9 protein-coding genes are annotated in these 12,056 nt (G+C 64.1%); 6 read left to right on the forward strand and 3 right to left on the reverse strand.

All coding sequences use genetic code 11. The annotated features are described in order from the left end of the window. Nucleotides 1-2: 2 nt before the first annotated feature. The gene (locus AC1DYC_RS26475; protein WP_477410679.1) at nucleotides 3-1,169 is read right to left on the reverse strand and encodes an acetyl-CoA acetyltransferase; all 1,167 of its coding nucleotides are present in this window, start codon (nucleotides 1,167-1,169) and stop codon (nucleotides 3-5) included. Nucleotides 1,170-1,373: 204 nt separating this feature from the next. Between AC1DYC_RS26475 and betI the strand changes: the two genes are divergently transcribed. Genes betI through betB form a run of 5 tightly spaced genes read left to right on the forward strand, consistent with a single transcriptional unit; the run spans nucleotide 1,374 to nucleotide 7,656 of the window. Continuing rightward, nucleotides 1,374-1,964 carry a choline-binding transcriptional repressor BetI gene (gene betI, locus AC1DYC_RS26480; protein WP_477410680.1) on the forward strand — a complete coding sequence of 197 codons (591 nt, stop codon included), beginning with the start codon at nucleotides 1,374-1,376 and terminating at the stop codon, nucleotides 1,962-1,964. Between the two features lie 8 nt (nucleotides 1,965-1,972). After that, nucleotides 1,973-3,502: a choline-sulfatase gene (gene betC / locus AC1DYC_RS26485; protein ID WP_477410681.1), complete on the forward strand. Its 1,530-nt coding sequence runs from the start codon at nucleotides 1,973-1,975 to the stop codon at nucleotides 3,500-3,502. Then, nucleotides 3,499-4,497, forward strand: a complete 999-nt coding sequence (locus AC1DYC_RS26490) for a threonine/serine dehydratase (RefSeq protein WP_477410682.1) — start codon at nucleotides 3,499-3,501, stop codon at nucleotides 4,495-4,497. Before betC ends, AC1DYC_RS26490 begins: the two co-directional genes overlap by 4 nt. Beyond that, nucleotides 4,490-6,142, forward strand: a complete 1,653-nt coding sequence (gene betA, locus AC1DYC_RS26495) for a choline dehydrogenase (RefSeq protein WP_477410683.1) — start codon at nucleotides 4,490-4,492, stop codon at nucleotides 6,140-6,142. Before AC1DYC_RS26490 ends, betA begins: the two co-directional genes overlap by 8 nt. Before the next feature lie 50 nt (nucleotides 6,143-6,192). Next, nucleotides 6,193-7,656 (forward strand): betaine-aldehyde dehydrogenase, encoded by a 1,464-nt coding sequence (gene betB / locus AC1DYC_RS26500; RefSeq protein ID WP_477410684.1) that lies wholly within the window; start codon nucleotides 6,193-6,195, stop codon nucleotides 7,654-7,656. 219 nt (nucleotides 7,657-7,875) lie between these two features. Here the strand turns inward: betB and AC1DYC_RS26505 are convergent, their stop codons facing one another. Then, nucleotides 7,876-10,113 (reverse strand): mannose-1-phosphate guanylyltransferase/mannose-6-phosphate isomerase, encoded by a 2,238-nt coding sequence (locus AC1DYC_RS26505; RefSeq protein ID WP_477410685.1) that lies wholly within the window; start codon nucleotides 10,111-10,113, stop codon nucleotides 7,876-7,878. Between the two features lie 50 nt (nucleotides 10,114-10,163). Further along, nucleotides 10,164-11,063, reverse strand: a complete 900-nt coding sequence (locus AC1DYC_RS26510; protein WP_477410686.1) for a LysR family transcriptional regulator — start codon at nucleotides 11,061-11,063, stop codon at nucleotides 10,164-10,166. A gap of 100 nt (nucleotides 11,064-11,163) precedes the next feature. On the opposite strand from AC1DYC_RS26510, the gene AC1DYC_RS26515 reads away from it, so the two are divergent. Further along, nucleotides 11,164-12,054, forward strand: coding sequence for an NmrA/HSCARG family protein (locus AC1DYC_RS26515; RefSeq protein ID WP_477410687.1), 891 nt, complete (start codon nucleotides 11,164-11,166; stop codon nucleotides 12,052-12,054). Nucleotides 12,055-12,056 lie beyond the last annotated feature (2 nt).

Raw genomic sequence — 12,056 nt, forward strand, 5'->3', positions numbered from 1 at the left:
TTCTACCTGATCCGGTCGAGGATGGAAACGTAGTTGGCGACGGCAGCGCCACCCATGTTGAAGATGCCGCCGAGCTTTGCGCCCGGCACCTGGATGCCGCCGGCCTCGCCGGTCAACTGCATGGCGGTCAGCACATGCATCGACACGCCGGTGGCGCCGATCGGGTGGCCCTTGGCCTTCAGCCCGCCCGAAGGATTGACCGGCAGCCTGCCGTCCTTGGCCGTCGTGCCGTCCAGCGCCAGCTTGGCGCCCTCGCCGGGCTTGGCCAGGCCCATCGCCTCATATTCGATCAGTTCGGCAATGGTGAAGCAGTCATGCGTCTCGACGAAGGAGAGATCGTCCAGCGTCACGCCGGCCTTCTTCAAGGCCTGGTTCCAGGCCTGCTCGCAACCTTCGAACGAGAGGATGTCGCGCTTCGACATCGGCAGGAAATCCTGGACATGTTCGTTGGCGCGGAAGGCAATGGCACGGCGCATCTTCAGCGCCGTCGCCGTGTCGGTCAGCACAAGGGCTGCCGCGCCGTCGGAGACCAGCGAGCAGTCGGTGCGCTTCAGCGGCCCTGCAACGAAGGGGTTCTTCTCGCTTTCCTGACGGCAGAATTCGTAGCCAAAATCCTTGCGCATCTGGGCATAGGGATTGTCGACGCCGTTCTTGTGGTTCTTGGCGGCGATCATCGCCAGCGCGTCCGACTGGTCGCCATAGCGCTGGAAATAGGCCTGCGCGATCTTGCCGAAGACGCCAGCAAAGCCGGCCGGCGTGTCGCCCTCTTCCGGCAGATAGGACGCCTTGAGCAGGTTCTTGCCGATTTCGGGACCGGGTGTCGTCGTCATCTGCTCGGCGCCGACCACCAGCACGATGCGGGCGGCATTGGCGTCGATGGCGCGGATGCCTTGCCGGACCGCGGCCGAACCGGTGGCGCAAGCGTTCTCGACCCGCGTCGCCGGCTTGAAGCGCAGCCGGTCGTCGGCCTGCAGCACCAGGCTGGCGGTAAAATCCTGCGGGGAGAAGCCGGCATTGAAGTGGCCGAGCACGATCTCGTCGACCTCGTCCGGGCCGATGCCGGCATGGTCGAGCGCGTCGACCGCAACCTTGGTGATCAGCCCTTCCAGCGTCTCGCCTTCAAGCTTGCCGAAGCGCGAATGCGCCCAGCCAACGATGCATGCGGTCATGGCGGTCTCCATCCTTGGCGCCAGCCTAACATGTGGGCTCATATGGCGCACTTCGCCTTTATTGTTCAAATATAAACAATCCCTCCCGCGTCGAAAAGGGCCGCAAGCCGACAATCGCTTGGTGCAGGCTGCAATCGAGTCGATTTTTTGTTGATTGACGGATCAATAAAAAATAATCATGCGAGCCAAGAGCCGGGAACAACAATGCCGAAAGTCGGAATGGAACCATTGCGCCGCAAGGCGCTCATCGACGCGACGATCTCGGCGATCGGCGACCGCGGCTCGCTCGACGTGACCATGTCGGAGATCGCCGGACGCGCCGGCGTCTCATCGGCACTTGCCCATCATTATTTCGGCGCCAAGGATGAGCTCCTGCTGGCAACGATGCGGCACATATTGGCCGAGCTGACGATCGACATGCGGCGCGCGCTTCAATCCGCCGCCACGCCGCGCGAACGCGTCTCGGCCGTTGTCGCCGTCAACTTCTCCGACATCCAGTTCCAGCCCGAAACCATCGCCGCCTGGCTCGCCTTCTATGTCGAGGCGCAGCAATCATCGGCCTTGCGCCGGCTGCTCAGGGTCTATGCGCGGCGGCTGCATTCCAACCTGATGAGCGGGCTAACCGGCATTCTGCCACGGCAAGAAGCCGACCGCGCGGCGGAAGCGATCGCGGCGATGATCGACGGGCTCTACATCAGGCGCGCACTGAAGGACGGGGTGCCGGATGCGGCGACCGCGATCGCGCTGGTCGAAGACTATCTCGAAATCAAACTCGGCGGGCGGCAGACACAGTGACAGCCTCAGTGACATCAAGGCGACCCAACATCCTGATCGTCATGGTCGATCAGCTCAACGGCACGCTGTTTGCGGATGGGCCGGCGGATTTCCTGCATGCGCCGCATCTCAAGGCGCTGGCTGCGCGGTCGGCGCGCTTTGCCAACAATTACACAGCCTCGCCGCTCTGCGCGCCCGGCCGCGCCGCTTTCATGAGCGGGCAATTGCCGTCGCGCACGCAGGTCTATGACAATGCCGCCGAGTTCGCCTCCTCGATCCCGACCTATGCGCATCATCTGCGCAGCGCCGGCTACTACACCTGCCTGTCGGGCAAGATGCATTTCGTCGGCCCCGACCAGTTGCACGGTTTCGAGGAGCGGCTGACCACCGACATATACCCCGCCGATTTCGGCTGGACGCCGGATTACCGCAAGCCCGGCGAGCGCATCGATTGGTGGTATCACAATCTGGGTTCGGTGACCGGCGCAGGGATCGCCGAGATCACCAACCAGATGGAATATGACGACGAGGTCGCCTTCCATGCGGTGCAAAAACTCTACGATCTTGCCCGCACCTCCGATGATGCGGCCAGCCGGCCCTGGTGCCTGACCGTCTCCTTCACTCATCCGCACGACCCCTATGTCACACGACGGCAATATTGGGATCTCTATGAAGACTGTCCGGCGCTGGAGCCGGAGGTGGGATTCATCGCCTATGCCGACCAGGATCCGCATTCGCAACGGCTCTATCGGGCCAGCGACTACGACAGTTTCAACATCACGGCGGAGCAGATCCGCCGCTCGCGGCGCGGCTACTACGCCAACATCTCCTATCTCGACGACAAGGTCGGCGAGCTGGTGTCGGTGCTCGAGCGCACGCGCATGCTGGACGACACCATCATCCTGTTCTGCTCCGACCATGGCGACATGCTTGGCGAGCGCGGCCTGTGGTTCAAGATGAACTTTTTCGAGGGATCGGCGCGGGTGCCGCTGATGATCGCCGGCAAAGGTATTCCGGCCGGGCTGATCGAGGCGCCGGTTTCCAATCTCGACGTGACGCCGACGCTGTGCGACCTCGCCGGCATCGACATCTCCGCGATCGCGCCGTGGACCGACGGCCAGTCGCTGCTGTCGCTGCTCGAGGGCACGAAACGCGACGCCCCGGTGCTGATGGAATATGCCGCCGAGGGCTCCAACACACCTTTGGTGGCGATCCGCGACGGCCGCTACAAATTCATCCATTGCGAGATCGACCCGCCGCTTCTGTTCGATCTCGAAGCCGATCCGCGCGAACTGACCAACCTTGCCACCGATCCGGCGCATGCCGATCTGGTGGCGGCCTTCACGGGAGCGGTGCGGGCGCGCTGGGACATGGCGGCCTTCGACGCTGCGGTGCGCGCCAGCCAGGCGCGACGCTGGGTGGTCTATCCGGCACTGCGCAACGGCACGCACTACCCCTGGGAGTTCCAGCCGCTGCAAAAAGCGTCGGAGCGCTACATGCGCAACCACATGAACCTCGACAATCTCGAGGACCAGAAACGCTTTCCGCGAGGCGAATGATGACCATTGTCCCCTCCCTCGATCACCTCAGACAGGCTTATGCTGTCACATCGAAGGCGACACAGATCACGCCTTTGCTTGAATCGGCAGCCTTGGCCAAAGAGACGGGTGCCGCCCGCGTCTTCATCAAGCCGGAATCGCTGCAATGGGCGGGATCGTTCAAGGTGCGCGGCGCCTATTGGCGGCTGAAGCGGCTGTCGGCCGACGAAGCCAGAAAGGGCGTCGTCGCCTACTCCTCCGGCAATTTCGCACAGGGGCTGGCGGCGGCCGGCCAGGCGCTCGGCATTCCCGTCACCATCGTCATGCCGATCGACGCGCCGGCCGCCAAGCGCGACGCGACCGCAGGCTATGGCGCGCGGGTCGTGCTGACCGACCATGGCGACCGCGCCCGCGAAGAGGTCGCTGCCGCCAAGGCGCGCGAGATCGCCGAGACTGAGGGACTTGCCTTGCTGCACCCGTTCGACGATCCGGAGATTGTGGCCGGCCAGGCCGGCGCCGGGCTCGAAGCGCTGGAGCAACTCGAGGCGAAGGGTGCCAGCGCCGATCTGTTGTTCTGCTCGGTTGGCGGCGGAGGACTGATCGGCGGCGTCTCGCTCGCCTTCCACTATTTGTCGCCGACAACCGAGATCATCGGTGTCGAGCCGGAAGGGTTCAACGGCATGGGAGCGTCATTGGATCACGGCGCCATCGAGACCATGCCGATCGCGCCGAAGTCGATCTGCGACGGGCTGATGTCGCGCCGGCCAGGCGACGCGCCATTCGCGGCAGTGAAGACCGCCGGTGTGCGCGGCATCACCGTCGACGATGCGTCGGTGCGCCGGGCGATGAAGATTGCCTTCGAGCGGATGAAGCTGGTGCTGGAGCCGTCGGGCGCCGCGTCGCTGGCAGCGCTGCTCGGCGGCAAGGTGAATGTGGCTGACAAAACAGTCCTGGTTGTGGCTACCGGCGGCAACGTTTCGCTCGCCGATTTCATGGCGCATATGAACCATGCTTGAAGCAGATTTCGTCATCATCGGCTCCGGCTCCGCCGGCTCGGCCATGGCCTACCGGCTGTCGGAAGACGGCAAGCATTCGGTCATCGTCATCGAGTTCGGCGGCACCGATATCGGGCCGCTGATCCAGATGCCGTCGGCGCTGTCGATCCCGCTCAACATGAGCCTCTACGACTGGGGCTTTGCCAGCGAGCCGGAGCCGCATCTCGGCGGCCGCGTGCTGGCAACGCCGCGCGGCAAGGTGATCGGCGGCTCATCCTCGATCAACGGCATGGTCTATGTCAGGGGCCATGCGCGCGACTTCGACCATTGGGCCGAAGAGGGCGCGACCGGCTGGGGCTTCGCCGACGTGCTGCCCTACTTCAAGCGCATGGAGGACAATGACGGCGGCGAGGACGGCTGGCGGGGCAAAGGCGGCCCGCTGCATGTTCAGCGCGGCCCGCGCAAAAATCCGCTCTACGGCGCTTTTGTCGAGGCCGGCCGCCAGGCGGGGTTCGAGCTGACGGACGACTACAACGGTTCGAAGCAGGAAGGCTTCGGCCCGATGGAGCAGACCATCCGCGGCGGCCGCCGCTGGTCGGCGGCATCGGCCTATCTGAAGCCGGCTCTCAAACGGCAAAATGTCAGCGTGGTCAAAGGTTTCGCCCGCCGCGTGATCATCGAGAATCAACGCGCCGTCGGCGTCGAGATCGAAGCTCACAAACAGATTCAGGTTGTTAAGGCGCGACGTGAGGTGATCGTCGCCGCGTCCTCGATCAATTCGCCCAAGATCCTGATGCTGTCCGGCATCGGTCCGGCCGCGCATCTCGCCGAAAACGGCATCCAGGTCGTGGCCGACAGGCCCGGTGTCGGCCGCAATCTGCAGGATCATATGGAGCTCTACATCCAGCAGGAATCGACACAACCGATCACGCTGAACTCGGTGCTGAACCCCTTCTCCAAGGCGCTGATCGGGGCGCAGTGGCTGTTCTTCAAGACCGGCCTCGGCGCCACCAACCATTTCGAAGCGGCCGCCTTCGTGCGCTCTGCTGCCGGCGTCGACTACCCCGATATCCAGTACCATTTCATCCCGGCGGCTGTGCGCTATGACGGCAAGGCGGCGGCGAAGTCGCATGGCTTCCAGGCGCATGTCGGGCCGATGCGCTCGAAGTCGCGCGGCTCGGTGACGCTGCGCTCGCCCGACCCGAAAGCGACGCCGGTGATCCGCTTCAACTACATGTCGCATCCAGACGACTGGACCGAGTTCCGCCACTGCATCAGGCTGACCCGCGAAATCTTCGGCCAGAAGGCTTTCGACAGTTTTCGCGGCAAGGAAATCTCGCCGGGCTCGCGCGTCCAGTCGGACGAAGATCTCGACGCCTTCATCCGGGATCATGCCGAGAGCGCCTATCACCCGTGCGGCACCTGCAAGATGGGCCGCGCCGATGACATCATGAGCGTCGTCGACCCAGAGTGCCGGGTCATCGGTGTCGACGGGTTGCGAGTGGCGGACTCCTCGATCTTCCCGCGCGTCACCAACGGCAACCTCAACGCGCCGTCGATCATGACCGGCGAGAAGGCATCCGACCACATTCTCGGCCGCACGCCGCTGGCGCCGTCCAACCAGGAACCCTGGATCAATCCGCGCTGGCAGGTGGCGGACAGATAGAGCATTGTCGGGCAACTGCCCTGCCCTACCGAGACACTTGGAGAATTCCCATGCGCGCCCAGCCAACGGCATCGCACTATGTCAACGGCCGCTATATCGAGGACGAGGGCGGCGCGCCATTGCCGGTGATCTATCCGGCGACCGGCGAGGTCATTGCCACGCTGCATTCGGCGACGCCGAATGTGCTGGAGCTCGCCATCGAAGCCGCGCGCGCGGCACAACCGGCCTGGGCGCGGCTGAAGCCGGTGGAGCGCGGCCGCATCCTGCGCCGTGCCGCCGACATTCTGCGCGCCCGCAACGCCGATCTCGCCCGCATCGAGACGCTCGACACCGGCAAGGCGATCCAGGAGACGCTGGTGGCGGACGCGCCTTCGGCGGCGGATTGCCTCGAATATTTCGGCGGCGCGGTCGCCGCCTTCAACGGCGAGGCCATCGATCTCGGCGGACCCTTTGCCTATACGCGCCGCGAGGCGCTCGGTGTGTGCGTCGGCATCGGCGCCTGGAACTATCCGATCCAGATCGCCGGCTGGAAATCCGCGCCGGCGCTCGCCATGGGCAACGCCATGGTGTTCAAGCCGTCGGAAAACACGCCGCTGTCGGCGCTTGCGCTGGCCGAGATCTACTCAGAGGCCGGCCTGCCCGACGGGCTGTTCAACGTCGTGCAGGGCTATGGCGATGTCGGCGCCGGCCTTGTCGGCCATGATGTCGTTGCCAAGGTTTCGGTGACCGGCTCGGTGCCGACCGGCCGCAAGGTGCTGTCGCTCGCCGGCTCGAAGATGAAGCACGCGACTATGGAGCTCGGCGGCAAGTCGCCGCTGATCGTCTTCGACGATGCCAATCTCGAAAACGCCATTGGCGGCGCCATGCTCGGTAATTTTTACTCCACCGGACAGATCTGCTCGAATGGAACACGCGTCTTCGTGCAGAGCGGCATTCACGACCGCTTCGTCGACCGGCTGGTCGAGCGGACGAAGAAGATCCGCATCGGCGATCCGCTCGATCCGGAAACGCAGATGGGTCCGCTGGTCAACAAGGCGCAACAGGAGAAGGTGATCTCCTACATCAAGGCCGGCCAGCAGGATGGCGCGACGCTCGCCTGCGGCGGCAACGTGCCGTCGCTGCAAGGGTTCGACGGCGGCTTCTTTGTCGAGCCGACGGTGTTCACCGGTGTCACGGATAACATGCGCATAGCGCGTGAAGAGATTTTCGGGCCGGTGATGAGCGTGCTGAAATTCGACGGCGAGGACGAGGTGATCGACCGCGCCAACGACACCGAATTCGGCCTTGCCGCCGGCGTGTTTACTCGCGACCTGCAGCGTGCGCATCGGGTGATCGCCGAGCTGCAGGCCGGCACGTGCTGGATCAACGCCTACAATCTGACGCCGGTGGAAATTCCCTTCGGCGGGGTGAAGCAATCCGGCATCGGCCGTGAGAATTCGCTGGCGGCGCTGGCGCTCTATTCGCAGTTGAAGGCGGTGTATGTCGAGACGGGGGATGTGGCGAGCCCGTATTGACGCTGACGATTGGCGAAGGCCGAGGCGACAGCCAATCTCCCCCCTTGCGGGGGAGATGTCCGGCAGAGGGGGGTGTGAAGGATCGCCAAGCTCAGGTGTGATCTTTTCACCCGAAGGGCATTTGATAGTCGTGAATAACGGATAGGCTGGCGGGACAGCACCCCCCTCTGCCTTGCCAGGGATCTCCCCCGCAAGGGGGAGATTGGCAGCTTCAACGCCTCACCCCTTCTGCGCCGTTCCATCCAGATACTGCGTCAGCGCACACACCAGATGATAGAAGATGCTGGCCGGCACATCCGTTGCCAGCGAGCGACCGCGTTCGTCGATGCGGTCGATCCACAGGCCGAGCGGGGCCGGGTCGACGTGCCAGCGGAACAGCCGGCCGACGCGCGCCTCGATTTCCGGCTTGAGATCAGGCCCACCTGAACCGTCGAGCGCAATCGCCGCCTTGATTGCTTCGGCCTGCGGCCAGCTGCGCGAGACAAGGTCGAGCGGCAGGCCCTGCCGTGAGACGGCGCCGTAAGCAAGCCCGGTGGCGCGGTTGAGGCCGTTGGCGATGGCCGAGGCATAGAGCTTGCGGGCAAAATTGCTCAACTCGTTCTGGCCGCTGCGGGCGGCGAAGTCGGTGAGCAGCGAGGCCCATTCGAAATGATGGCCGGGCTCGGTCCATGTGCCCTTCTCGCCGGCCGCCGGTTTCCAGCCGGCGTCGAAATATTCGCCCAGCGTCCAGCTCTCGGCATCGAAGAAATGGCTGCGGAAGAGATCGATGATGCGGGCGGCGCGGCGCAGATAGGTGCGGTCGCCCGTCGCTTCGTACCAGGCGAGGAAAGCCTCGAGCAGATGCATATGCGGGTTGGAGCGGCGCTCGCCCTCACCGTCCGATGTCTCGAGAAAGCCGGTCATGCGGCTGTCCTCGAGATGCGCGTCGAGGAAGGAGAACGTTTCTTCGCCGAGCCGCAGCGCCTCCGGATTGCCGCACATATGCGCATGCGCCAGCGCAAGCAGCACGCAGGAATGGTCGTAGGCATCTTCGGTGGCGTCGGCGACGGAACCATCGACATTGAGCGTGCGCACCCAGCCGCCTCTGTCGGTGCGGCCCTTGCCGGCCATGAAGGCAATGCCATGGGCAATCAGGCGATCAGCCGGACCGTCCCAGCCGCGCGCCTTGGCGACGGCGAAGGCATAGACTTGCCTGGCCATCGTGCGCATGCGCTTGGGCTTTACCAGCGGATTACCATCGAAACCGAGCGCCTCGTGAAAGCCGCCATGGCGCTCGTCGACGCCTGCCGTCGACCATAGCGGCAAGGTCTCTTCGAACAGCCAGTGATGCACGCGCCGCCGCCAGGCGCCGCTTTCGATGACGCGATCATGCGCCGGGGTGAACCTTGTTTCCAGCCGGCCCGATTTCTCCAACTGCTCGACGATCTTCTTCACATGCTGGCTGTGGCTCACCGGAGCGACGAAGGTGGCGTCCGCCGTCGAGACGATGGCGACGTCCTTCATGCCGATCGCCGACAACAGCCGGCCGTCGCTTCGGATATAGGAATTCTCGCAATCGATGGCGACGACATCGCCGACGAGGACATTGCCCTTGGCATCGGCAGGGCCGACATCGAGCAGCGACTGCCAGGAGCCGAGATCGTTCCAGCGGAAGCCGGCCGGCACCATGGCGATGTCCTTGGCCCGCTCCATGATAGCGTAGTCGATCGAGTTCGACGGAATGGCGGCGTAGAGGTCCAGCGGCATATAGAGGCCGGACAGGTCGCTCGTCGCAGCCTTGTAGGCGGCTTCGGTGGCTTGCCAGATGTCGGGCTGGAAGGCGGCAAAGGCGTCGCGCATGGCGCCGGCGCGAAACAGGAAGATGCCGGTGTTCCAGTAGAAGGTGCCAGCCTCGAGGTAGCTTTGCGCGGTGGCGAGGTCGGGCTTTTCGACGAAGCGCGAGACATCGAAGACACCGCTGTTCTCGCCTGACACCTCGATATAGCCGTAGCCGGTCTCGGGCTGCGTCGGCCTGATGCCGAAGACCACCAGCCGGCCAGCAAGGGCTGCCTGACTGCCCGCCTCGACGCTCTGCCAGAATTGCTTCGGTGTCGCAATCTCGTGGTCCGAGGGCACCACCAGAACCAGGCTGTCGCCGAATTCGGACAATGTGCGCAGCGTAGCCAGCGCCACGGCAGCAGCGGTGTTACGCCCGGTCGGCTCGAACAGCGGGCCGCCGCCTGAAAGGTCGAGACCGGCTAGGTCGGCATGGACGCGCTCGGCATGACGCTCGGCGGCGATCAGGAAGATCGGTGTTTCGCCGCCCAGTCGCGCCGTCAGCCGGCGCAAGGTCTTGGCCAGCATCGAGCCGTCGCCGGAAAGATCGTGGAACTGTTTCGGGTTGTCCTCGCGCGACAGCGGCCACAGCCGCGATCCGACGCCGCCACTCATGACAAAACTGACAATGCGCTCGGTCATTCGCGTCTCGTGATCCAGGGTTGTTGGTCGATTGGATAGCACGCATGCCTTTAAGCCGTGTTTACCTGGCTGGAAATCCGCTCGGCTGCCAGCTCGATGAACGCCTTGACCAGGGGCGAAAGGTGACGGCTGCTCGGATAGAGGACGTGGAGGCCACCGGCCGGCGTCGTATGCTGCTTGAGAACACGCCGCAACCGTCCTTCATTGATCAACCCCTCGGCAAGCACGTGGGGCAATTGAGCGATGCCGAAGCCCGCAAGCGTGGCTGCAATGACCGCCTGCATCTCGTTGGCGGCGAAGCGGCCGACCACGGCGACCGTCTCCTGGCCGCGCGGTCCATCCAGCACCCAGTGGGCACCCGACGTCGATGGGCCGGCGACGACGCATTGATGGCGCGCGAGATCCACCGGCTCTTCCGGCACGCCGTGTTGCGCGAGATAGTCCGGACTGGCGCAGAGCAGCCTGTGCGTGGAGCCGAGCTTGCGAGCGATCAGCGTCGAATCCTGGAGCGAGCCGGTGCGGAAAGCGAGATCGATACCGTCCTCGACCAGATTGAGCCTGTCGTCGGTCAGGCGGAGCTCGACCTTGGTCTTTGGATACATTGCGAGGAAGTCGACGACGGCGCCGATTAGGAAATGGCCGCCGAAGCCGACCGGGGCCGAAATGCGAATCGTACCTGACGGCTCCGCCCTGGTTTCGGCGAGATGCAGATTGGCTTCCTCGATCGTCCGCAGTGCCTGGCTGCTCTGCTCGTAATAAAGACGCCCGGCATCCGTCATGTTGAGGCTACGCGTCGTGCGCTGCAGCAGGCGGACCCCCACCTCGCGTTCGAGCGCGGCAATGCGGCGGCTGACCGTCGTCTTGGGCATGGCCAGCACGCGCGCGGCAGCCGTGAAGCTGCCGGCTTCGACGACGCGGGCAAATACGACGATGTCGTTGAGGTCGAGCATTGTATCTAAAAATGGGACAAAGTTTTCCAATTATAGGCAATTATGCATCAATACGACAGGTCCTAATTTTGCTCCAGCGAAACAAGAAGGAGCAGACGAGATGACCAGCAAACTAAACATTCTGGTGACCGGCGCTACCGGCCAGCAAGGCGGTGCAGTGGCGCGCGCCCTGCTGTCGAAAGGACATCGGGTGAAGGCGTTGACGCGCAAGCCAGACAGCGAACCTGCTCGGCATTTGGCAGCGGCGGGCGCCGAAGTGGTGGCCGGCGATCTCGCCGACAGAGCCTCCGTGGTGAGGGCCGCCGGAGACGTCGACACCATGTTCCTGATGGGCAACAGCTATGAGGCCGGCATGGAAGAAGAGACCCGCCAAGGGATCCTTGCCGCCGGTGCGGCGAAGGCTGCCGGCGTCGGGCATCTGATCTATTCATCAGTTGCCAGTGCAGACAAGAAAACCGGGATTCCGCATTTCGACAGCAAGTATCTCGTCGAAAAACATGTCGTCGGGCTCGGCATCCCCTACACGATCAGTGCGCCGGTCGCCTTCATGGAGAATGTCGTCGCCCCGTGGTCGATCAACGCGCTCAGCCAGGGCACTTATGCCTTCGCGGTGCCGCCAAAGCGTGCCCTCCAGCTGGTCGCGCTGGCTGACATCGGCGCCTTCGTCGCCGCCTTGACCGAGCGGCGAGAACAGGTGTTCGGCAAGCGCTTCGACTTCGCCGGGGACGAACTGTCGGGTGAAGACGAGGCGAAGATCCTGTCGCAGGCCATCGGCCGCCCGATCAGCTATCAGGAAATCCCGATCGCCGTGGCACGTCAGCAGAGCGAGGATGCCGCGCTGATGTTCGAATGGTTCGACCGCGTCGGCTACGACGTCGACATAGACGCCTTGCGCAATGAATTCCCGGAGGTCCGCTGGCACAGTTTTGCCGACTGGGCACGAGAATTCGATTGGAGTGTGCTTGGGCAGGCATCAGCGGCCAACCGCTGATC

The organism is Mesorhizobium sp. P2_E7 (assembly GCF_056403855.1).

Excerpts from the sequence above, each read along its gene's own strand:
- betI (WP_477410680.1), top strand. The coding sequence starts at position 1,374 with ATGCCGAAAGTCGGAATGGAACCATTGCGCCGCAAGGCGCTCATCGAC.
- AC1DYC_RS26490 (WP_477410682.1), top strand. The coding sequence starts at position 3,499 with ATGATGACCATTGTCCCCTCCCTCGATCACCTCAGACAGGCTTATGCT.
- AC1DYC_RS26510 (WP_477410686.1), bottom strand. The coding sequence starts at position 11,063 with ATGCTCGACCTCAACGACATCGTCGTATTTGCCCGCGTCGTCGAAGCC.
- betA (WP_477410683.1), top strand. The coding sequence starts at position 4,490 with ATGCTTGAAGCAGATTTCGTCATCATCGGCTCCGGCTCCGCCGGCTCG.
- AC1DYC_RS26515 (WP_477410687.1), top strand. The coding sequence starts at position 11,164 with ATGACCAGCAAACTAAACATTCTGGTGACCGGCGCTACCGGCCAGCAA.
- betB (WP_477410684.1), top strand. The coding sequence starts at position 6,193 with ATGCGCGCCCAGCCAACGGCATCGCACTATGTCAACGGCCGCTATATC.
- AC1DYC_RS26475 (WP_477410679.1), bottom strand. The coding sequence starts at position 1,169 with ATGACCGCATGCATCGTTGGCTGGGCGCATTCGCGCTTCGGCAAGCTT.
- AC1DYC_RS26505 (WP_477410685.1), bottom strand. The coding sequence starts at position 10,113 with ATGACCGAGCGCATTGTCAGTTTTGTCATGAGTGGCGGCGTCGGATCG.